General features: G+C 71.2%; 12 protein-coding genes. 8 read left to right on the plus strand and 4 right to left on the minus strand.

Annotated elements, in window-relative coordinates:
• Nucleotides 1-2: 2 nt before the first annotated feature.
• From OG936_RS37880 to OG936_RS37900, 5 genes are all read left to right on the plus strand, one after another.
• Nucleotides 3-5,162, plus strand: a complete 5,160-nt coding sequence (locus OG936_RS37880) for an acyltransferase domain-containing protein (RefSeq protein WP_406500249.1) — start codon at nucleotides 3-5, stop codon at nucleotides 5,160-5,162.
• Nucleotides 5,159-8,416, plus strand: coding sequence for a type I polyketide synthase (locus OG936_RS37885; RefSeq protein WP_406500250.1), 3,258 nt, complete (start codon nucleotides 5,159-5,161; stop codon nucleotides 8,414-8,416). Before OG936_RS37880 ends, OG936_RS37885 begins: the two co-directional genes overlap by 4 nt.
• Nucleotides 8,413-16,434: an amino acid adenylation domain-containing protein gene (locus tag OG936_RS37890; RefSeq protein ID WP_406500251.1), complete on the plus strand. Its 8,022-nt coding sequence runs from the start codon at nucleotides 8,413-8,415 to the stop codon at nucleotides 16,432-16,434. The genes OG936_RS37885 and OG936_RS37890 overlap by 4 nt, the downstream gene beginning before the upstream one ends.
• A 47-nt stretch (nucleotides 16,435-16,481) precedes the next feature.
• Entirely contained in the window at nucleotides 16,482-17,033 is a 552-nt protein-coding gene (locus OG936_RS37895; RefSeq protein WP_406500252.1) for a carboxymuconolactone decarboxylase family protein, read from the plus strand.
• 79 nt (nucleotides 17,034-17,112) lie between these two features.
• The gene (locus tag OG936_RS37900) at nucleotides 17,113-18,030 is read left to right on the plus strand and encodes a hypothetical protein (RefSeq protein ID WP_406500253.1); all 918 of its coding nucleotides are present in this window, start codon (nucleotides 17,113-17,115) and stop codon (nucleotides 18,028-18,030) included.
• A gap of 174 nt (nucleotides 18,031-18,204) precedes the next feature.
• On the opposite strand, the gene OG936_RS37905 is transcribed toward OG936_RS37900, so the two are convergent.
• Nucleotides 18,205-18,666, minus strand: coding sequence for a MarR family winged helix-turn-helix transcriptional regulator (locus tag OG936_RS37905; RefSeq protein WP_406500254.1), 462 nt, complete (start codon nucleotides 18,664-18,666; stop codon nucleotides 18,205-18,207).
• Between the two features lie 341 nt (nucleotides 18,667-19,007).
• Here OG936_RS37905 and OG936_RS37910 point away from each other — a divergent pair, with 341 nt between their 5' ends.
• A complete protein-coding gene (locus tag OG936_RS37910) occupies nucleotides 19,008-19,211 on the plus strand; it encodes a hypothetical protein (RefSeq protein WP_406500255.1) in 204 nt (67 codons plus the stop codon).
• Between the two features lie 772 nt (nucleotides 19,212-19,983).
• Here OG936_RS37910 and OG936_RS37915 read toward each other — a convergent pair.
• From OG936_RS37915 to OG936_RS37925, 3 genes are all read right to left on the minus strand, one after another.
• The gene (locus tag OG936_RS37915) at nucleotides 19,984-20,598 is read right to left on the minus strand and encodes an HAAS signaling domain-containing protein (RefSeq protein ID WP_406500256.1); all 615 of its coding nucleotides are present in this window, start codon (nucleotides 20,596-20,598) and stop codon (nucleotides 19,984-19,986) included.
• Nucleotides 20,595-20,969, minus strand: a complete 375-nt coding sequence (locus tag OG936_RS37920; RefSeq protein ID WP_093899852.1) for a PadR family transcriptional regulator — start codon at nucleotides 20,967-20,969, stop codon at nucleotides 20,595-20,597. The genes OG936_RS37915 and OG936_RS37920 overlap by 4 nt, the downstream gene beginning before the upstream one ends.
• Nucleotides 20,970-21,031: 62 nt before the next feature.
• Entirely contained in the window at nucleotides 21,032-21,202 is a 171-nt protein-coding gene (locus tag OG936_RS37925) for a hypothetical protein (RefSeq protein WP_406500257.1), read from the minus strand.
• Between the two features lie 269 nt (nucleotides 21,203-21,471).
• On the opposite strand from OG936_RS37925, the gene OG936_RS37930 reads away from it, so the two are divergent.
• Entirely contained in the window at nucleotides 21,472-21,873 is a 402-nt protein-coding gene (locus tag OG936_RS37930; RefSeq protein WP_406500258.1) for a hypothetical protein, read from the plus strand.
• Between the two features lie 71 nt (nucleotides 21,874-21,944).
• A complete protein-coding gene (locus OG936_RS37935; RefSeq protein ID WP_406500259.1) occupies nucleotides 21,945-23,042 on the plus strand; it encodes an ISAs1 family transposase in 1,098 nt (365 codons plus the stop codon).
• Nucleotides 23,043-23,526 lie beyond the last annotated feature (484 nt).

Consider the following 23,526-nt stretch of genomic DNA (forward strand, 5'->3'; position numbering starts at 1 on the left):
GCATGACCGGCACTCCGGCCGAACGGGACGTGGCGGCCGTCGCTGACTGGATCGCCTCCCATCTCGGCGCCGAACTGTTCATTCCCGTGGAGCAGTTGGACCGGGAGGCGACCTTCTTCTCGCTCGGCCTCACCTCACAGGCCGCCGTGACCATGGTCAGCCGCTTGGGCGTGCGCCTCGGCCGTGACGTACCCGTCGCCACACTGTGGGCCTCCCCGACGGTGAACGGGTTCGCCGCCGCGGTGGTGTCCGCGGAGCACGGCACCGACGTACCGAGCCGGCGCTCCGCCGACGCGCGACCGGGTGAGCCCCTGGCAATCGTGTCCATGGCGGCGCGGCTTCCGGGCGCCGACTCCGTCGCGCAGCTGTGGGAACTGGTCCTCGCCGGCAAGGACGCGATCGGCCCGCCCCCGGCCGGGCGGTTCCCGGACGCCCGGGGGGCGATGCCCGACGCGGGGTATCTGAGCCAGCGGCTCGACGAGTTCGACCACCGGTTCTTCCACCTCTCGCCCCGTGAGGCGGCAGCGCTCGATCCGGTACAGCGGCTCTTCCTGGAGGTGTGCTGGGAGGCCATTGAGGCGTCGTCGCTGCCTCGGACGGGACTGCGGGGCAGCGCGACCGGGGTGTACGTCGGAAGCATCTGGAACGAGCACGGCGCGGCGTCGAGGCCGGGCCGGCACACGATGCACACGGCGACCGGTTCGAGCCTGTCGATGGTCGCGAACCGGATCTCCTACCTGTACGACCTGCACGGGCCGTCGGTCACGCTGGACTCCGCCTGCTCGTCCTCCCTGGTGGCCGTGCACATGGCCGCCCAGGCACTGCGTCTGGGCGAGATCGACGCCGCCGTCGTCGGCGGTGTCAACCTCCTCCAGTCGGCGGCGACCATGGACGACCTCACCGCCTTTGGAGGACTGGCTCCCGACGGGCGCAGCAAGGCATTCGGCGCCCTGGCCGACGGCTTCGGCCGTGGCGAGGGTGCCGTTTCGCTGGTCCTCAAACGTCTCTCCGACGCCGAGCGGGACGGCGACCACATCTGGTGCCTGCTCCGTGGAACGGCGGTCAACAACGACGGGCATACCAACGGCCTGACCGCGCCCAGTCCCGGCGCGCAGCAGGCCGTCATCCAGGATGCGCACACACGGGGCGGGACCGATCCCGCCGAGGTGCGGTTCGTCGAGACGCACGGCACCGGAACCGCGCTGGGCGACCCGATCGAGGCGTCGGCCCTGGCCGCCGCGCTCCGGGGCGCCACTGCCCCGGTCCACCTCGGCACGCTCAAGGCCAACATCGGCCATCTCGAAGGCGCCGCAGGGGTGGCGGGGCTGGTCAAGGCCGCTCTGGTCATGAAGCACGGTGTCATCCCGCCGTGCGTCCTGTCCGGTGGGACCAACCCGCACATCGACCTGGACGCGCTCAACCTCGCCCTCCCCCTTGCCCCCGTGTGCCTGCCGTCCGGCGAGCTTTTCCTCGGCGGGGTCAGCAGCTTCGGCTGGGGCGGCACCAACGCACACGTCGTGGTCGAGCCCTACCACTGCCCGGGTGCCCCGGCGCAGAAATCTCCCGCCGAAACGGCCGCTGGGACCGACGGAGCCGACGGCGTCGGCCGCGAGCCAGCCTTCGTGTTCTCACCCTTCGGCGGGCAGTGGACGGGGATGGGCCGGGAACCCCTGCGGACCGACGCGGAGTTCCGCGCCGCGGTCACCGAATGCTCCCGCGGCGCGGCCCCGGTGCTCGGCCTCTCGCTCCTGGAGCTCATCGCCTCCGGTGCCGACCTCGAACCGTACGGCGTGGCCGTGACGCAGCCGGCGGTCTACGCGATCCAGGTCGGCCTGGCCCGGAGCCTGGCGGCCCGCGGAATCCGGCCCGCCGTGGTCGTCGGCCATTCGCTCGGCGAGATCGCCGGAGCGGTCGTGGTCGACGCGCTCACCGCGTACGAGGGCGGCCGGATCGTGGCCCACTACGCGGCGGCGCAGCAGCGGCTGACCGGCCGCGGCGGCGGTATGGCCGTGGTGGCGCTCTCGCGCGAGGAGCTGGCTCCATATCTCGGAACCCGGCCAGGCATCGTGGTCGCCGGGATCAGTTCGGCACGTTCGACCAACCTGTCCGGGCGGGTCCACGAGTTGGACGAGCTCGTCTCGGTCTTATCCGAGGAGGGCCACAAGGCCAGCCGGATCAATGTCGGGCTCGCCGCGCACGGCCCGGACATCGACGAGGTGCGCGGCGACCTGGTCGAGGCGCTCGGGGAGATCGACCAGTACCCGCCCGCGCTCCCGATGGTCTCGGCGCTGGACGGCCGGGTCATGGCCGCCGGCGGCTTCACCGCCGAGTACTTCGCGAAGGCCCTGCGTGAACCGGTCGACTTCGCCGCCGCGCTGGCGCACCCCTTGCTGAGTGCACCGGACGCCCTGGTCGAGATCAACGCCCATCCCATCCTGGGCAACGCCCTGCGCGAGACGTACGGCGAACGGGTACGCGTCGTTCCGGCGTACTCGCGTTCCGGTCACGGTCCGGCCGATGTCGTCGCTGTGTGCGGAGCGGTCGCGCCGCCGTCCCGGGAGGCGCTGCTGACCTTGAGCGCGCACACCCCTTCGGCGCTGGCACGACGTTGCCGGGAAGTCGCGCAGTGGTGGCCCGCGGGCAGCACGCCCGCCGCCGTCGCTCCCGTGCTGGAGGGCCTGGCGACCCTTCCGTACCGGGCGAGCTTCGTCGCGGACGACCGCGACCGGTCGGTGGCCCAGCTGAGCGAGCACGCGGACGCCCTCGATGCCACGGGCGCTTCGGCCGCCGACCCGGCCCCCCGCGTCGTCTTCGTCTTCCCGGGCCAGGGCGGGCAGTGGCTGGGCATGGGCCGCGATTTGTACGCCCGCGACGCGGTCTTCGCGCGGCAGTTGCGGCGCTGCGACGCGGCGGTGCGCGAGGCATGCGGCGCGCGGATTCTGCCGCTGCTGCTCGACGGCACCGACGACGACGCGTTCACCAACGTCGCGACCGCCCAGCCAATGCTGTTCGCCATGCAGGTGGCGCTGGCACGGACGCTGGAGCACTACGGTGTCGCCCCACACGCGGTGGTCGGACACAGCATGGGCGAGGCGGCGGCGGCACACGTCGCCGGTGCCCTGTCGCTGCACGACGCGGCGGCGATCATCGGCCGCCGGTCCCGGCTGATGAACGACCTCACCGGGACGGGGGCGATGCTGGCCACCGAGTTGACGCTCCACGAGGCCGAGGCCGTGTGCGCCGGCACTTCCTCGATATCAGTGGCCGTCAGCAACTCGGCCCGCTCGACCGTGCTGTCCGGGGCCTCCGCCGACATCGGGCGGACGGCGCGCGAGCTCACCGGACGAGGGGTCTTCAACCGGCCCGTCCGGGTCCAGGTCGCCTCGCACAGCCCGCAGATGGACCCGATCCTCCCCGCGCTGGTCGAGGCCATCGCGGACATCTCCCCGGCCTCTTCGGCGCTGCCGGTCTACTCGACCGTCCTGGGCCGGGTTGCCGACGGGGCCGAGATGGACGCCGGCTACTGGGTCCGGAACCTCCGCGACCCCGTGCTGTTCGCGGACGCCTTGGGCCTGTTGCTGGACGACGGCTTCTCCTGCTTCGTCGAGATCAGCCCGCACGCGGTGCTCAGCCCGGCCATCGAGGAGACGGGCGTGGGCCGGGACCCGCTCGTGGTCCCGGCGCTGCGCAAGGAGCAGCCGGAGTGGCCGACGCTGCTGGCCGCGCTCGGCCGGCTCCACGACGCCGGCGTCCCGGTCGATCGTGCCGCGCTGCATCCGGCGGGCCGCCCCGCGCCGCTGCCCTTGCCGTATCCGTGGCAGCGGGTCTCCTCGCCGGTCCTGAACGACACGTCCGGCCGCGGGAGCAACGATCCGCTCGGCGTCCGTACGCAGGTTCCGCACGATCCCGCGCTGTCCGTGTATGCCGGCCGACTGGGCCCGTCGACGTGGTCGCTGGAGGACCATGTCGTCGGCGGCCGGGTCATGGTTCCCGCCGCTGCCTTCGCGGCCGCCGCCCTTCAGGTCGCCGGTCCCGTACCGGTGGACGGTCCGGTGTCCGTCCGCGACCTCGTGCTGACGGCGTCCCTGGAGGTGACCGGGGAGGACACGGCCCTCCAGACCACCATCCGGGCCGACGGCGAGACGCCCCGGGTCGAGTTCTTCGGAAGGGAGGGCGGGACCTGGGTGCGCGTCGGGACCGCCGCGGTCGAACGGGCCGCCACCGGCGCCCCGCCCCTCGAACGGCCCGCCGGTGACGGGAGACCGGCCGACGAGCTGTACGCGGGGTTCGGCGTACGGGGGCTGGACTTCGGCCCGCAGTACCGCCGGGTGCGTCGGCTCGATGTCGGGGAGAACGGCGCGACCGCCGAGATCGACTGGAACCCCCGCCACGCCGACGCCCGGCTCCCGCTCGACCCGCGGCTGCTGGACGCGGCCCTCCAGGTCGCCGCGGCGCCCCTGCTGACCGGGCCGGGGGCTGTGGGGGCCGACCGGTCCCTGCTCACCACGATGGTCCGTGAGGTGTCCGTGCTGTCCGGTGTGGGTGCCGATCCGCGGGCAGTGGCGACCGTCACCGCCGGCCCGGACCCCGACACCCGTCTCGCGGACATCGACTTGATCAGTGGGGACCAGGTGGCCCTGCGCATACGCGGGGTCGAGATCCGCCAGATCCCGATGGTGCCGTCCGGCACGGCCGACGAGGCCGCGCCAGCGCTGCGGGACGAGCTGCTGGCGCTTCCGCCAGCGGAGCGCGTCGCGCGGACGGCCCGGGTGGTGCAGGAGACCGTCGGCGACATAGCAGGCCTCGCGACCGCCGAGGTGGACCCGGCCGAGCCGTTCCACAGCCTCGGACTCAACTCGATCATGGGGCTGGAGCTCCGCAACCGCCTGGAACGCCGGCTCGGGACGACGCTGTCCTCGACCGTGGTGTGGAACTACCCCACCGTCGACGCCCTCGCCGCCGAGCTCACCGCCCGGCTGGAGGCGGCCGGAGAAGCGGGAGCGGACCGTACGATGCACCGGCCGGAACGGCCGCGCACCACCGAACGGCCGCGCACCGCCAGCCGGGACTCAACGGCCGAGGAAGCGCCCTCGGACGGGAGCGATCTCGACGCCCTCCGCCGGGAACTGGCGGAACTGGAAGAACTCATGGGGGAGATATGACGGAGCAGGGCGAGTCCGACATAGCACTGAGCACTGCGCTGACAGCCGTCAGGGGTCTCCGGGCCCGGGTCGAGGAGCTGACACGGGCGCGGCGGGAACCCATCGCGATCGTCGGCCTCGGCATACGGCTGCCCGGCGGCATCACCACGCCCGGGGCCCTCCACGAGTCGCTGGCCGACGGGATCGACGCGATCGGCGAGATCGGGTCAGACCGCTGGGACCACGCCGCCTTCTACGACCCGGATCCCGAGGCCGTCGGACGCACCCACATGCGGCATGCCGGGCTCATCGACGACGTGGACACCTTCGACGCGGCGTTCTTCGGGATCTCGCCGCGCGAGGCCGCCCATGTCGATCCTCAGCAGCGCCTTCTGCTGGAGGTCGCCTGGGAGGCCTTCGAGGACGCCGGAATGCCCGCCGACCGGCTGGCCGGCTCGGGGACCGGCGTCTACGTCGGCGCCAACTCCACCGACTACCTCACCATGCAGCTGGCGCGGCCGGAGACCGTCGACCTCTACACCGTCGTCGGCGGCACCAACTGCATCATCGCCAACCGGCTGAGCTACCAGCTCGACCTGCGCGGCCCCAGCCTGTCCGTCGACACGGCCTGCTCGTCCTCCCTGGTCGCCGTGCACCTGGCCGTACAGGCGCTGCGCTCCGGCGAGTGCGACTCGGCGGTCGCGGCCGGGGTGAACCTACTGCTGTCCCCGGCTAGTACGGTCGCCCACTCCAAGGGGCTGCCGCTGTCCCCGGACGGGCGGTGCAAGACCTTCGACGCCGCCGCCGACGGCTACGTCCGCGGCGAAGGCATGGTCGCCGTCGTCCTGAAACGGCTCTCCGACGCGATCGGCGACCGCGACCGCATCTACGCGACCATCCGCGGCTCGGCGGTCAACCAGGACGGCCGGACCAACGGCCTCACCGCGCCCAGCGGGCGCGCCCAGCGGGAGTGCATCACGTCCGCGCTGAGGAATGCCGGAGCCGACCCGTCACAGGTGAGCCTCGTGGAGGCGCACGGCACGGGCACCAGCCTCGGTGACCCCATCGAGGTCGAGGCCCTCGCCCAGGTCTACGGCACGGCCTCCGGCCCGGTCTGCCACCTGGGGTCCCTGAAGACGAACATGGGTCATCTGGAGGCCGCCGCCGGTATCGCGGGGCTGGTGAAGGCTGCTCTGTCCGTGCACCACAGGACCGTCTACCCGTCGCTGCACCTGAAGACGGTCAACCCGCACCTCCAACTGGACGGCGTACGGCTGGACCTGCCGCGCGACCGGGCCCGCGCCTGGGAGGCAGAGGACGGACAGCGGCTCGCGGCCGTCTCCGCGTTCGGCGCGGGCGGAACGAACGCGCACGTGATCCTGGGGCCGGTGGACGGGCACCTACCGGATACCGGGTCCGGAACCCGAGCCGATGACGAGTCCGGTGACGAGACCAGCGCGGCGCCGCTGACTCTGCGGATCTCTGCCGCCACTCCCACCGCCCTGGCCCGGCTCGCGGACCGGTACGCCGACCTGCTGGACGGCGCCGACCCGGCGTACGCCCAGGATGTCGTCCGTGCGGCCGACCACCGCAGGACCCTGCTGACCAGTCGGCTGTCGGTCTCCGGTGCCTCACCGGCGGAACTCGTCACGCTGCTGCGCGAGGCGGCCGCGGGCGAGCCCGGCCCGGCCGGTGTGACCGGACCGGCCAAGGGAACGGGCCGCACGGTCTTCGTCTTCCCGGGCCAGGGGCCGCACTGGATCGGCATGACGGCCCGACTCCAGGCCACCGACCCCGCGTTCGCCGCGGCCACACGCGAGGTCGACCAGGCCATGCGCCCGGTGCTGGGCCGCAGCGTGCTCGAACTGATCGAGCACGGCGACCAGAGGCGGCTCCCCACCGAGTTCGTCCAGCCGGCGCTGTTCACGATCGCCGTCGGACTGGCCGCTATGTGGCGCGCGGTCGGGGTGATCCCCAACGCGGTCATCGGGCACAGCATGGGCGAGGTCGCGGCGGCGTACGTCGCCGGTGCCCTGCCGCTGCCGGACGCCGTGCGGGTGATCTGCGAGCGCTCGCGGCTGCTGGCACGCATCGCCGGGCAGGGCCGCATGCTCGTCGTGGGCGTCGGCCAGGAGCGGGCCCGGCAGCTGTGCGAGGGGTACGACGACATCTGCGTCGCGGTGATCAACTCACCACACTCCACCGTGCTGTCCGGGGCCGGTGCGTCGTTGGAGCGGGTCGCCGCCGGGCTCGCGGACGAGAACGTGTTCAGCAAGTTCGTCGCCGTGGACGTCGCCTCGCACAGCCCCCAGATCGACGGGCTGCGGACGGGGCTGCTGGAAGCGCTCGACGGTATCCGGTCCTCGGTTCCGCAGGTGGAGATGGTGTCCACGGTGACGGGCGCGCCCCTCACCTCGGCCCCCACGCCGGACTACTGGTACGCCAATATGCGCGAAACCGTCCGCTTCACTCAGGGGATCGGGACGCTGCTCGCCGGCGGCCACGACACCTTCATCGAGATGTCGCCCCACCCAACGCTCGTCGACGCGCTCGAAGGACTGTGCGCGGAAGCCGACAGCCCGGCCGCGGCCACCTGGACGCTCCACCGCGACCTCCCCGACGACATCGCCGTACAGCGGAACTTCGGGTTCATGTACACCCATCGGCGACGCGGCCCCTGGCCGCACCGGGGCGACGGCCGGGCGGACCGGGCGGTTCCCATGGTGCCGCTGCCGACGTACCCGTTCGCCCGGGTGCGCTGCTGGTTCACCGAGGACCGGTGGGGGAACCCATGGGCGGCCGGCCTGGCGGCGGACTCCTCTCCGGTGCCTGTCCCCTCCGCCGCAGACGCCCCGTCGCCGACGTCCGCCGAGTGGACCCGACAGGAGGCGACCGCGGCCGTCATCGGCGCCGTCACCAGGACCTTGGGGCTGGACCCGGACCATCTCGACCTGGACGCGGGCTTCTTCGCCCTCGGCATGGACTCCATGCTCGCCACGCGGGTCAAGAACGAGCTGGCCCGGACCTTCGGACTTTCCCTGCCCACCCGGGTGATGTTCGAGTACCCCACGACGTCGGAGCTCGCCGCGTTCCTCGTGGCTTCGGTCTGCCCGGGCGAGCCTTCCGATGAGGTCCCCGGAACCGCGCCGACCGGGCCCGGCCCCGTCGAGCCGTCGCCCTCGGCATCAGCCGCGCTCGCCGACGAAGAACTCATCAAAGCGCTCGAAGCCGAGATCGAGCGGTCGTACCAGCCGACGCCCGGGGGACACGCATGACCATCCAGATACCAGAACACGCGCGCGAGCTGCTGAGCTCGGCGCTGGACCGCATCAAGTCCCTGACCAGCGAACGGGACGCGCTGCGGGCCGAGACCACCGAACCGATCGCCGTCGTCGGCATGGGCGCGCGGATGCCCGGCGGGGCCGACGACACGGCCGCGCTGTGGGACCTGCTGGCTGAGGGGCGGGACGCGGTGGCACCGTACCCGTCCGCACGGCTGGACGACGTCCCCGGCGGGTTCCCGGAAGGGGCGCCCTCGGGCGGCTTCCTGGAGTCGGTCGACAGCTTCGACGCCGGGTTCTTCGGGATCTCCCCGCGCGAGGCGCGCTACATCGACCCGCAGCAGCGGTTGCTGCTGGAGGTCGCCTGGGAGGCGCTGGAGAACGCCGGTGCCAGGCCTGCCTCCCTGAAGGGCAGCAGGGTCGGCGTCTACATCGGAGTGACCAACAACGACTACATGCAGTCGTTGCTCACCCATGTGGCGCCGGAGGAGCTGGAGGCGTACGCACTCACCGGCAATGCGTCGACGTTCGCGGCCGGCCGGATCGCCTACTGGCTCGGGGTGCACGGCCCCAGCCTGTCCGTGGACACCGCGTGCTCCTCGTCCCTGGTCGCCGTCCACCTCGCCGTGCAGGCGCTGCGGAGCCAGGACGCCGACATGGCGCTGGTCGGCGGCGTCAACGTACTGCTCTCACCGGAGTGGTACACCGTGCTCGGCAAGGCGAACATGCTCTCCCCGGACGCACGGTGCAAGACCTTCGACGCCGCCGCCAACGGCTACGTGCGTTCCGAGGGGTGCGGTGTCGTCGTCCTCAAGCGCCTGTCGGAGGCGCGGGTCGACGGGGACCGCGTCCTCGGTGTCATCCGCGGCAGTGCGGTGGGCCAGGACGGCCGGGCCAGCGGGATCACCGTGCCCAACGCCAAGGCGCAGCGGGACGTCATACGCACCGCCCTGTCCGCGGCCGGGCTGACGGCCGAGGACATCGACTACGTCGAGGCGCACGGCACCGGCACGGCGCTCGGCGACCCGATCGAGGCGGGGGCGCTGGCGGACGTGCTGTGCCCGCAGACCCGTACCACGCCCCTGCTCGTGGGTTCGGTGAAGACCAACCTCGGCCACCTCGAACCGGCGGCCGGCATCACCGGTCTCATCAAGGTCCTGCTCAGCCTGAACCACGGCCTGCTCCCGCCCCATCCCGGGCTGTCGCGGGTCAACCCCGAGATCGACCTGGACCGGCTCAAGCTCGCTGTACCGGTCGAAGGCCGGCCCTGGCCCGCGGGGGAACGGGTCCGGCGCGCGGGCATCAGTTCGTTCGGCGCCAGCGGCACGAACGCGCACGTCATCGTCGAGGAGGCACCGGCCCGGGAGGCGGGCGACCCGCCGCACAACGACCCCGGCACCTGCGTCCTGCCGCTGTCGGCCCGCACCGCGGACGGTGTCATCGAACTGGCCCGGAAGTACCTGGCACGGCTGGGCGAGGACGGCGGGACCCCGCCCGACGCGGCGATGGCGGACCTGGCCTACACGGCCGGCGCGGCCCGTGACCACTGGCCCGCCCGGTACGCCGCCGTCGCCGGGACCGCGTCCGAGATGCGCGCCGAGCTGCGGCGGCTGGTCGACGGGGAGTGCGACCTGCCCGCAGCGGTGTCCAGGTCCCGCGGCCGGACCGCATTCCTGTTCACGGGCCAGGGGTCGCAGTACCCCCGGATGGGGGCCGACCTCTTCGAGTCCTCGCCCCTCTTCCGTACCAGCCTGCAGCACTGCGCTGGCCTAGTCGACGGTCTGCTGGACCGTCCGCTGCTGGACGTCATGTTCTGTCCCGACGACCCCGCTGTCCACGACACCCGCTACACCCAGCCGGCGCTGGTGGCGCTGGAGTGGTCGCTGGCGCAGATGTGGCGCTCCCTGGGCATCGAGCCCGACGTCGTCGTCGGGCACAGCGTGGGTGAGATCGCCGCGGCCGCGGTGGCCGGGATCCTGGACATCGGTGACGCGCTCGCCGTGGCGGCCAGCCGTGGCCGGCTGATGCAGGAGCTGACCGAGCCGGGTGCGATGGCGGCGGTCTTCGCGTCCGCGGAGGTCGTACGCGAACTGCTCGAAGACACGGGGCGCGTCGGTGTGGCCGCCGTCAACGGGCCGGAGCACGTGGTGGTCTCGGGTCACCCCGAGGATGTCCGCGACGTACTGGACCGGGCCGGCGCGCGCGGGCTGCGCAGCAGACCGCTGAAGAGCGGCCGGGCCTTCCACTCGCCCCTGATGCGGCCGATGCTCGACGCCTTCGAGGGCGAGCTGTCCGGGATCGACTTCGCCGCGCCCTCCGTCCCGCTGGTGTCGACGCTGACGGCGCGGCCGGTGGGCCCCCGGGAGTGGAACGCGGCCTATCTGCGGGAGCACTCGCTCCAGCCGGTCGACTTCCACGGCGCGATGACGACGCTCATGCGGAGCGGGGTCGACCACGTCCTGGAGCTGGGGCCGGCCCCGACGCTCATCGCGGCGGCGCGCAGGTTCGTCCCCGAGGAAAAGCGCCCGGGGCTGTGGGGCGCGTCCCTGCGGCCGGGGCGCACCGACCGTGAGGCCGTCGCGGCCGCGGTGGCCGAGGCCTACACCGCCGGTCTGGACATCGACTGGCTGCAGCTGTGGTCCGGCCGGGCCGCCGCGCTGACCGACGCCCCGACGTACCCGTTCCAGCGGTCGCGGCACTGGTACGAGCCGAGCCGCGTGGTCGGCGGCACCGTGGCGCGGCGGCAGCCCACCGCTCTTCTGCCGCGCGGCTCCGACTCCCTCCTCGGGACGCGCGTGCCGGCCCCCGGTTCCGGCGCGGCCTTCCTGACGACCTTGGACGGCGCCGACGACCCCGCCCTCGCCGACTGCGTGATCGGGGGCGAGCCCATCGTCAACGTGGGCTTCTTCCTGGAGGCCGCCGTGCAGGCGGCCCGGGCGGTCGGCCGGCGGGACACCGTCCGGCTGGAGGGCGTCACGGTGCTGCGGCGCCTGGGGTACGACAAGGAGCACCGCCCTACGGTCGTGCTCACCCTGGAGCCCGCGCCCGACGGGACGCTGGGCTTCGCCTACCAGTCCGACCCGGCCGACCCGGCTCTGGCCTGGCACGTGCACTGCCGCGGTCGCGTCTCCGGTACCGGGGCGGCTCCGGCGGCACCGGCCGAACCGCCCGCGGATCTTCCGCACCGCATGACCGGCGGCGAGTTCTACCGGCAGATGTGGTCCCGCGGCCTGTACCTGGGCGACGGCGCCAAATGGCTGGAGGAGGTGGCCTTCGACCGCGACCACGCCTGGGCCCGGATCCGGCCCGCCACACCGGAGGAGGCCGGACGGTACGTGGTGCCTCCCGGCCTGACCGACGCGATGTTCCAGGCGCTCTTCGCGCCCCTGACCGCCCGTGGCGCGTCGGACACGGCCTTCATGGTGGTGGGGATCGACTCCTTCGCCGTACGCCCCGGGCTGCCGGCCGGTCCACTCCAGGTGCGGCTGCGGCTGTGCGAGGGAGCGGCGGACGCGCACACGCTCGTGGCCGATGTGTTCCTGCTCGACGAGGCCGGTGCCTGCTGGGTCTCGGCGTCCGGCGTCACGCTCGCCCAGGCCCAGGCCCAGGCGCGGCCCAGGACCGAGGCGGACGGCCATGCACCGGACGCGCGGGCGTGGCAGCCGGTGACGGCGCCCGCGCAGTCCGGACGTCCGGCCGTACGGGAGGAGGCGCTGGACCCGCTCACGGTGGTGACCAGGGCGTGCGCCCGGTCGCTGCGCACCGATCCGGACAGCATCGCGCAGGACGAGCCGTTGCAGAACCTCGGCCTGGACTCGCTGATGGCCCTGGAGATCAAGGACGCCGTCGCGGCCCTCGGCGATGTGTCGATCCCGCTCGCCGTGTTCCTCGACGGTGCGAGCCTCTCCGAGCTGGCGGCGTACGTCGAGCAGCACTCCCCCACCCCCACCGCCGCCCACCGGCCGGTACCGGTGTCCCGGACCGACGAGGCGCGCGGCGCCGGCCGTGACGCCGCGTCCGCAACCGGCGCACCCGGCCGTGAAATGGTCGTCGATCCCGCCGCCCGGTATGAGCCGTTCGAGCTGACCGATCTTCAGCAGGCGTACCTCGTCGGCCGTTCGGAGGGCATCGAGCTGGGTGGCGTCTCGACCTTCTTCTTCATCGAGACCGATCTGCGCGGGCTGGATGTCGCGCGGTTCGAGGAGGCCGTCGGCGCAGCCGTGGGCCGGCACGACATGCTGCGCGCGGTGATGACCGACGACGGCCGGCAGCGGGTCCTCCCGGAGGTCGGGCGCTACCGTGTCGACCGCCTCGACCTCACCTCAGTGCCGGCGGAGCGGCTGGCGGCCGAACTGGCCGAACGTTCCCGGAAGTTGTCCGCACAGGTCTTCGACCCGACCGTGTGGCCCCTGTTCCACCTGGCCGTCACCGAGCTTCCCGGTGGGGTGAGCCGCCTCCATGTCGGCATTGACGCGCTCATCATCGACGCCTGGAGCACGGCGCTCTTCTTCGCCGAGCTGGCGCAGACGTACCACGGGCAGGACCTCGCCCCGCTCGAACTGACCTTCCGGGACTACGTCGGGCACGTCCGGGCCCTGGAGTCCGAGCCGGCGTACGCCGCGGCACGGGCGTACTGGACGGACCGGATCGCCGCCCTGCCCCCCGCGCCGGAACTGCCGCTGACCGCCGACCCGGCCACGATCGGGCGGCCCGAGTTCGCCCATCTGAGCGGGACGATCCCGCCGGAGCGCTGGGAGCGGTTCAAGGCCCACGCCAGTGCCGCGGGGGTCACCCCCTCGGCAGCCGTCGCCGCCGTGTACGCCGAGACCATCGCGCGCTGGTCGGCGAACCCGCACTTCACGCTGACGCTGCTGTTCTTCAACCGCATGCCGGTCCATCCCGAGGTGCGTTCGGTGCTGGGCAACTTCTCCACCACCACGCTGCTGGAGGTTGACACGCGGGGCTCGGCCGACTTCGCGGCCCGCAGCAAGCAGTTGCAGGGCCAGCTGTGGCGCGACCTGGAGCACAGCGCGTTCAGCGGGGTGCAGGTCCTGCGCGAGCTGGCCACACTGCACGGTTCCGCCAAGGCCGGCCGCGCGCCCGTGGTCTACGCCAGCACGCTCAACTTCTCCTCGGACGAGGGCCCCGCGTCCAGTGCGCTGACCGACCACCTGATCGCGCTGACCGGCGACGGACGCGAGGTGTCCTCGTTCATCCGGACGCCCCAGGTGTGGCTGGACCACCAGGTGATCGAGGACGCCAGCGGGCTGCGCCTGAACTGGGACTACGTGCGGCAGCTGCTCCCCGAGCCCACGGTCGCGTCCATGTTCGCGAGCTACCGCGGACTCATCGAGCGGCTCTGCGACGACGAACAGGCATGGAGCAGCGCGCCGGAGATCGAGCTGGGCGAACAGGAACTCGAACCGCGTCGGCAGGCCAACGCCACGGCCGGGGAGCGCCCCACCGGGTTGCTCCACCACGGCTTCGAGAAGGCCGCCGCGCAGTATCCGGACGTGGTCGCCGTGGTGTGCGGTGAGGAGTCGCTCGACTACGCCGGGCTCGACCGGCGCGCCCACGAGCTGGCCTGCCGTGTCGCGGCCCGTACGGGTCCCGATCCCGAAGAGCTGGTGGCGGTCATGCTGCCCAAGGGGATCGACCAGGTCGTGGCGGTCCTCGCGGTGCTGAAGGCCGGCAAGGCGTACGTGCCCGTCGCCGCCGACCTGCCGCCCGAGCGTGCCCGCCGGACGCTGGAGCTGTCGGGAGCGACGCTGACCGTGGTGGACCCCGAGGTCCGTACGGCGCATCCGTGGCTCGACGCGTGTCCGGTAGTGGACGTCACGGAGGTGGCCCCGGACGGTGGAGCGGCCGGTGAACTCCCCGCCGTGGTGGCCGAACCCGACAACATCGCCTATGTCATCTTCACCTCCGGCTCCACCGGGCAGCCCAAGGGCGTGGTGATCGAGCACCGCGCCGCCCTGGGAACGCTCCAGGACGTCGGCGAGCGGTACGGGATCGGGCCCGCGGACCGGGCGCTGGGGCTCTCGGCGCTCAACTTCGACCTGTCGGTCTTCGACGTCTTCGGCATCCTGGCGGCGGGCGGCACACTGGTGCTGCCCCGACCGGATCAGCTGCGCGACCCGCAGGCGTGGTCGGAGCTGGTGCGCGAGCACGAAATCACGGTCTGGAACTCGGTGCCCGCCCTGCTCCAGATGCTGGTCGACCATCTGGAGGGCCAGGACGCCACGGTCCGGTCCCTGCGCACGATCATGCTCAGTGGTGACTGGATACCCACCCGTCTGCCCGACCGGGCGCGGCGGTGCGCACCCGGCGCACGGGTCCATTCGCTGGGCGGCGCCACCGAGGCCAGCATCTGGTCGATCACGTACCCGGTCGACACCGTGGACGCGTCGTGGTCGTCGATCCCGTACGGGAAGCCGTTGCGGAACCAGTCCCTCCTTGTTCTGGACGAGCAGTTGCGGCACCGGCCCACCTGGGTACCGGGAGATCTTTACATCGCCGGCGACGGTCTGGCACGCGGCTATCTGGCCGATCCCGACAGGACCGCGGCGAGCTTCGTGGACACCCCGCACGGACGGCTCTACCGCACCGGGGACCTGAGCCGGTACCTGCCCGACGGCAACCTGGAATTCCTCGGCCGCCAGGACGGCCAGGTCAAGATCCAGGGGTACCGGATCGAGCTGGGGGAGATCGAGAGCGCGCTGAGCGCGACGCCCGGCGTCCGCGCGGCAGTCGCCGCGGTGGTCGGCGGGTCCATGGAGTCCAGGACCCTGGTGGCCGCTATCGTTCCGGAGACGGCGGGGGCGGATCTCAGCGCGCTCACCGGGGCGTTGCGCGCCCAGCTGCCCGCGTACATGGTTCCCAGCCGGCTCGTGGAGCTGGACGCCGTGCCGATCACCGCCAACGGCAAGGTGAACCGCCGCGCCCTGGAGGAGCTCTGCCGGGTGTCGGCACCTCGGGCCTCGGCCGAGCCGCCGCGGGACGGCACCGAGCGCGCCGTGGCCGATCTGTGGGCCCAGCTGCTTCCGAACGCCCCCCTCAGCAGGGACGACGACTTCTTCGCGCTCGGCGGGAACTCCCTGCTCGGCGTACAGCTGATATCCCGCGTCAGGACCGCTCTGGGAGCGACGCTCCCGCTGTCGGTGCTGTTCACGCACTCCACGGTCGCGGCCATGGCCGAGGCGGTCCGCGACGGGCGGACGCTCCGCACGACGCTGGTGCCGATAAGGTCCGGGGGGACCGGCCCCATGTCGTACTGGATCCACCCCGTGGGCGGCGACATCGTCTGCTACCGCGGTCTGGCGCAGATCCTCGACATGCCGATGACCGGTGTCCAGGTCCCCGACGGCCTGGCCGCTCCGTTCGGCCTCGACCAGCTCGCGGACCTGTACGCCGACGCGATCGCCGACGACGCCACGGGCCAGGAGGTACGGATCGCCGGCTGGTCGATGGGCGGGGTTCTCGCGCTGGAGGTCGCCGAGCGGCTGGCGGCACGCGGCTTCGCCGTGGCACCGGTCGTCGCGCTCGACCTGATGGAGCACCCCGACGAGGACCGGAGCGAGGTGTCCCACGCCGAGTTGTTGGCATGGTTCGCCCGGGACGTCGCGCACATCGCCGGTGCGCCCGATCCCCTGGCCGGGCACGACCTTGCGGGGGACGAGGACCCGGACGCCGTGCTGGTCGAGCGGCTGCGCCTCAGCGGGCTGCTGGGGCCGGACACCGACGACGAGACGATCAGCGCGCTGCTGGCTCGCTTCACCGCCAACTCCCGTGCCCTGTCCGCCCATCGCCCCGGCACCTACCACGTGCCCTCGGTACTGGTCCGCGCCAGTGACGGGGCGTCGAAGGCCGTGACATCGGCGTGGGCCGGCCGTCTCAAGGACCTGGTCGCCGTCCAAACCCTCGACGGCGACCACTACTCCGTGCTCCAGCCCGACCGGATCGAGAGGTTCGCCTCGGCGGTGCGCGCGAGCTGGAACACCGAAGACCAATGAGCGACAACCCCGTCGCTCGCATCACACCCCTCAGAAAGGAAGTCATCATGACCTTCACTCGCCACGACGTCTCGTCGGCGCCCGAGCAGTCCCGCCCGATCGTGGAGAACACCACCAAGGGCTTCGGTTTCCTGCCCGCGCCGGTGGCGATGATGGCGGAGTCGCCGGAGCTACTCGAAGCCTTCATGACCGGCAACGGGCTGTTCAACAAGACGAGCCTGAGCCAGCTGGAGCGTGAGGTCTTCATCCTCACCATGGCCACCACGGTGGAATGCCACTACTGCGTGGCCATGCACTCCTCCATCCTGACCCGGTCGAAGGCGGACCCGTCCCTCATCGAGGCGCTGCGCGCCCGCAAGTCCCTGGATGACCCGAAGCTGGAGACGATGCGGGTCTTCACCCTCGCCGTCATGGAGGGGCACGGGCACGTCCAGCCGGAGACGATGGAGGCGTTCCTCGCCGCCGGCTACACCCGGCGCAACGCGCTCGAGGTCGTTCTCGGCCTGGGCGTCTACACCATCTCGACGTACGCGAACCGTATGACCGAGGCCCCCGTCGACGAGCCCTTCAAGGCGTTCGAGTGGCAAGCCGAGCACTGATCGCCTGAGAACCATACGCACGGGCAAGAGCCGCGTGCAGGAACCACGTGTAGGAACCAAGGGGGGGAGAAAGCCACCAATGAAGATATCCGCAAGCCGTGTGCGCTGGTCGCTGGTCGGCCTCGCGTTCGGCGTGACCACGATGATCGGGCTCGCTCCGATGGTCTCGGCGATGAACGCCTCGGACTCCGCCGTGGAAGCGGCCGAGGCCGACCTTCCGGCGCTCAAGCTGTTCAACCAGGTCTCCCTGGGCGACGGCTTCGTCCAGACCCTGTACGCCACCGACGGCGCGAATCACCCGAAGGTTCTGGCAGTCAAGATTGACGCGGCAGCAGTGAACTCACTGCCGACGACGCCGACCCACGACGGCCAGACGTGTTTCGACAAAGACGGCGACGGCATCGACCTCGCAACGGACTGCGCGAGCGGTCACGAGCGAAACCTGTGGTTTCCCAAGCTCCCGGGGCTTCCGTTCAAGTGGCTGATGTTCAACTGGCAGCGCAATGGCCACGGTCCGACCCATGTCTTCGACAAGCCGCACTTCGACTTCCACTTCTTCATCCAGGATTTCACAGAGCGGAACAAGATACGGACGGGGCCGTGCAATCTCGTCATCAACTGCGATGACGAGGCGACAGCGATGAAGCCAGTCCCGGCGCAGTACATGCCCGCGGGATGGGGCATGCCCGGCGCCGCCGGCCGCATGGGGAACCACATCGTCAACCCCAACGCGGCCCCGGCCAACGGGGATCCGTTCACCCAGGCGTTCGCCTACGGCACCTGGGACGGGCATGTCACCTACTGGGAGCCGGTCGTCAACAAGGACTGGGTCGTCGCGACCAAGCCCGCCAAGGCATGCCAGCCGATAACCCAGGCACCGGAGGTGGAGCTCTCCGGCTACTACCCGACCCAGATGTGCACCCGCTACAGCTCTGCCGGTGACGTCACATTCACCATGGAGGACTTCGTGCAACGCACGGCCCCGAGCGGGTCCTGACCTCCGATGCACCCCCATCGGACCCCGGCCCGCGCAACAGCGCCCTGACGGCGGGCCCGTCACCGTGCCCGTGCGGCTCACCGACCGTGAGCCGCACGGGCACCGCGCTGTCCGCACCACTTCCGCCAGTACGCCAGTGCTGTGGCCGGTGTCCCGTACGCCGTCCCGCGACGGTCAGGGGCCCAGCCAGCCCATGACACGTTCGATTCCGCCGGGCCGGCCGACCCGGGCCAGCGTGTCCTCGACCAGGGCCATCTCGGGCCCGCCCACTGTCACGACCCACTCCTCGCGCAGTTCGTTGAGGATCTCACCGGACAGCGCGAGCGCCTCCATCCCTCGTTCCGTGAGTGCGACGTCGACCTGACGCTGGTCCGTGGCGCTCGGAGTCCGACGGACATATCCGAGTTGCTCCAGCCCTCCGACCGTCTTGTGGGCAGCCTGCTTGGACACTCCCAGCCGTCGTCCGAGATCGGAGATACTCCCGCCCTGCCTGATCATTTGCATGGCGAACCCATGGGCCGGGCGCAGATCGGGATGACCGACCTCGGCGAGGCGTACGTGGAGCTCATCGATCAGGGTGCGGAAAGCCTGGAGGAGAAGAAAGGGAAGCGCATTCCCGGGGCGGTGCGACGGCATAAGGAGACCCGAATTATACGTGCGTTCACTTCATTTAAAGTAAAACTGTATCAGCTCCTGGAAGTACGTTACGCAACCCCTACCCAGAACGATCGCAAAATCTTGCCCCTCGGGTTCCGCGCGCGGCCGATCGAGATCTAAATTGTATCCACTGCATAACTTTTTGCCTGCGCATGAACAAATAGCGCCATGGGGTCGGTCATTACTTGTACTCCCACATGTTGTCGGTCCGTGCCCGGTCGAGGTCGATGCGCACCCGCCGGGACGCGGTCGACGCGCACGTCCTGGAGGTGACGGCCAGCGGCGAGGGTGCAAGACCACACCCGACTATGGAGGCCCGCATGGTTGAACCGGTCCGGTCGTCCCTCTCGCCGGAGCAACGCGAGCGCCTGGAGCAGCTCGCCGACGCGTCCCGGCTGCGGGCGGCGCTGTACCCGTCCCCGAAGCTGCCACCGCTCCGGCACCGCGCACGCTCACGGCAGTACCCCAGCGGCCGGCCGAACCCCCGGCGGTCCGCCCGTACGCGCCGACACCGCCAGAGGTGAGTGGGCACGGTGGACCCCACCGCGCATCCGGTGGGCGGGCGAGCTGGCGATGTCCCGGGTGGAGAGTGGAGCCCACTCTGTGGTGGGCATCGGGTGGGGAGCGGGCTCCACTCCCATCGGGTGGAGAGTGGACTCCACTCCGGTGAGCACGGGTCGGTGGGGGAGTGGAACATCCCAGCACCCGGTGCACCCACTCGATGTCACCGGTGCACTGCATCGCGCGCACCGGCGATGACGATGCGCGGCATCGTGCGCACCGTGCGCGCGCCGACGATGCTGTGCACTGAGCCTCCGCCAACTTGAAGTCGCTGGTCAAAGGGCTGGTGTGACCGGTGCTCGGGGTGCTCGCGCTGGTCGTGGGCAGCTGTCTGAGCAGTAGATCGTCCGTCAACGGTTGACTTGCCGGTTCCTGCGCGCGGTGGCGGGGCGGCCTTCTACGATCCGGTGTATGGATCCCGAGCTGCTGGAACGGATCTGGATATCCGCAGCCCGGTCCCGGCCGCACCCACGACATCACCGCCGCCCGCCACGACCACGTCCTGGCCCACCTGCGCGCCGCCGGACTCGGCGCCCTCGCGGACCTCGGCTTCCGCGGCCTGGACAACGACGTACGCAATCCTGTGATCGTCACCGGCTTCACCGCCAGCCGCACCCACAAACTCACCTCAACGCACGCATCAAACTCCGCCACCTCTATCCAAAAAAATAGCTGCGACGGTCTACTAGGTCTGCGCCGAAACGTCCTGGTGGACCGGGACGTCGGCGGCCGCGCTCAGGCGCGGCGGGCCCGCCAGAGCCATACTGCCGTGCCGACCATCAGGGCGAGGCTTCCCAGGTTGCCCAGGAGGGCCGGGACTTCGGCCGCCGCCCAGCCGCTGATCAGGTTCCAGGTGACGATGACGGTGGTCGGCACGATGACGGTGAGCAGCACGCCGGTGGTCTTCTGGACGGCGGTCCAGTGCACTGAGGTGCAGAGAAGTACCGCGCCGGTGACACGGAACAGGAAGCCGAACACCGGGCCGGGGTCGAACGCCGCGTCGGGGCCGATGGAGAAGATCATGGTGAAAGGCAGCGAGAGGGTGAGCATCAGGAGCGGGACCATGGGGTGCACTTTGCCGCACCGGGCGGGTGCGTCCACGTCGCTCCGGGCCGGGGTGCCGGTGGTCCCGTTCCCCGCCTCGGCCAGTGCCATCGCCGCGATCGTGCGGGGGTCCCCCAACTCCGCGAGGATCTCGCCGATCGCGGCGTCGGGACGCTCGGCGCGCGTCACCTCGATGTGTTCGGCGAGGTCGGCGAGGAGTTCCTGGCGACGGTCGGCGGGGAGTGCGGAGCTCTCGCGTTCGACGGCGGAGAGGTAGTCGCGTACGGGGTCGGCAGAGGTCTTCATGCGAGGTCTCCGGTGGAGGGGTGCGGGGTGGTGAGGAAGGCGTCGACGGCGTTACGGAAGCCGGGCCAGACGCGGGTGAACTCGTCGAGTGCGGCCCGGCCGCTGTCGGTGAGCGCGTAGTAGCGACGGGGTGGGCCGGAGGCGGACTCCTGCCAGGTGGTGGTGACCAGGTCGTCGCGGCGGAGCCGGGAGAGCAGGGGGTAGACCGTGCCCTGGCTGGTGGCCAGGGCACCGGAGTCCTCCAGGGCATGAAGGAGTTCCACGCCGTAGCGGGGGCGGTCCCGCATCAGGGCGAGTACGCAGTACTCCAGGACGCCCTTGCGCAGCTGGGTGGCTGCCCGGGCCTGCTTGGTCGAATCACCTGGTTCCATGCGATGCAAGATACCCGGTGGGGCAAGCGGATAGGAAGGGGGGGTCCCCTTCCAGAGCGTCGTCAGCGGTTGATTTCGAGGTTCGTCAGGACGAGCAGGGCACGCAGGAGGTAGGTGGCGCGGGCGGGGTCGGCGCGGAGTTTGGTGAGGATCCGCCAGTTCTTGAGGGTGGGCGAAGCCGTGCTGCCGTGCTCGAGTCTTCTGGCCGGCAGATGCGGACGACGCTTGTGCATGGGCTGAGCGACTGGGGTGGGCGTTCGGACTTATAGCGGAGGATCCGGCTGCGAGAGGTACAGCGCTCGTCCATCTGGCGGAGGCCCGGAGGAAGGTCGCGGACGCGCGCGCCCGGTACTACGAGTTGTGGCGGCTGACGCGGCCCCTGGGAGTGGACGAGCGGTACCGGGAGCCTGCCTTTTTGCAGGCGCGCCGGAGGTATCAGCAAGCCCAGAGGCGTTCACTGCCTGATGGGGTGTGGGGTGGTCCTGCGGGTGGGGATCTGGCGATGTGGCCGGGGCTGCCCTATGTGTTGCTCTTCCTGGAGTGGGAGGCGAAGTACCCGCGGGAGTGGACGCGGCATGCGAAGGCGTGGGGTACGAAGGAGAGCCTGATCCGGGAGGTGGCCCGTGCTCGCCAGGAGGAGGCGATCAAGGCGAAGCTCACCGACGTGGTCGAGATCGTCGTCCACCGGGCGTATCGCTGCAAGGATCGCGAGTACGTGCGGGTTGCCCGGGCTGTCGACAGCGCTGACCTACGGGGCAGGCTCGATCGTGCAGTCGATTCGGACAGTTCGTGGGCCCGGTGCCATGCCGGGTATGTGCTCTGGCTCCTTGACCGCCCTGACCTGCCGAACACCCGTCATGTCTGGCAGACCTGGGTGGCAGGCGGGGCTGCGGCGTTGATGTGACCGGGGGACGATACAGGGAAGGTTCCCGTGATCATGGAGTGTTCTACGCCCCGTGACCTGCCTGGAAGACCGTGCCTGCTGACGCTTCATCCCTGATTCCGCCTGCCCTTGACCGGCTCCGCGAGCAGTCCGACGTCGGGCCCGGGGAGGTGCCCGGCCTGCTGGAGCGGCTGGCTCAGGTGCCGGATCCGCGCGATCCGCGCGGCGTGCGCCATGCCCTGGCCGTCGTGCTCACGCTAACCGCGTGCGCGGTGCTGACCGGCGCGACCTCGCTGCTGGCGGTCGGCGAGTGGATCGCGGACGCGCCGCCGCACGTGCTGGAGCGAATCGGCGTGCGCCCCGATCCAGTACTGCCCCGGAGGCTGGTGCCCTCGGAGGCGACGGTCCGCCGACTGCTCGCCCGCATCGACGGTGATGCCCTGGACCGGGCGGTGGGCGGATGGCTTACCGACCGCCGGCCCGAGAGCACCGGGCTGCGCGGACTGTCCGTGGACGGCAAGTCCCTGCGCGGCGCGGCGAAGGCCCCGGGGCGGAGGATCCACCTGCTCGCCGCGGTGGAGCACACCACCGGGCTGGTCCTGGCCCAGCTCGACGTCGGCGAGAAGACCGGTGAGGTCACCCGCTTCCAGCCGCTGCTCGACACCGTCGCCGACCTGGCCGCAACCGTGGTCACCAGCGACGCGCTCCATACGCAACGTGAGCACGCCGCCTACCTCCTGGGCCGCGGGGCCCATTACATCGCGATCGCCAAGGGCAACCAGAAGAAGCTGCGCAAGCAGCTGAAGTCCCTTCCCTGGAAGGACATCCCGTTCCAGGGCCGCACCCGGGGCGTCGGCCACGGCCGCGCGGAGATCCGCCGGATCAAGGTAGCCACCGTGAACAACTTGCTCTTCCCCGGCGCCCGCCAGGCCGTCCAGATCAAGCGCCGCCGCACCGACCGAAAGACCGGCAAGACCACCATCACGACCGTCTACGCGGTCACCAGCCTGACCGCCGAGCAGGCCACCCCCGTCCAACTCGCGAGACTGATCCGCGACCACTGGAAGATCGAGGCCTGCACCACGTCCGCGACACCACCTTCGCCGAGGACGCCTCCCAGCTTCGGACCGGCAACGCACCCCGCGCGATGGCGACCTGGCGCAACCTCGCCGTCGGCGCTCTCCGGCTGAGTGGCGTCAAGAACATCGCCGCCGGCCTCCGCCGCAACGCACGCGACGCCCGCCGACCCCTCGCACTCCTCGGCCTCGCGTGATCACAAAACGGGCGCCCGCCGACTACGCCGAAGCCCTGGCACCGGGCCCACGAACTGTCCGAATCGACTGCACGATCGAGCCTGCCCCGTAGGTCAGCGCTGTCGACAGCCCGGGCAACCCGCACGTACTCGCGATCCTTGCAGCGATACGCCCGGTGGACGACGATCTCGACCACGTCGGTGAGCTTCGCCTTGATCGCCTCCTCCTGGCGAGCACGGGCCACCTCCCGGATCAGGCTCTCCTTCGTACCCCACGCCTTCGCATGCCGCGTCCACTCCCGCGGGTACCTCGCCTCCCACTCCAGGAAGAGCAACACATAGGGCAGCCTCGGCCACGTCGCCAGATCCCCACCCACAGGACCACCCCACACCCCATCAGGCAGTGAACGCCTCTGGGCTTG

Source organism: Streptomyces sp. NBC_00846, assembly GCF_045207325.1.
Taxonomy (GTDB): domain Bacteria; phylum Actinomycetota; class Actinomycetes; order Streptomycetales; family Streptomycetaceae; genus Streptomyces.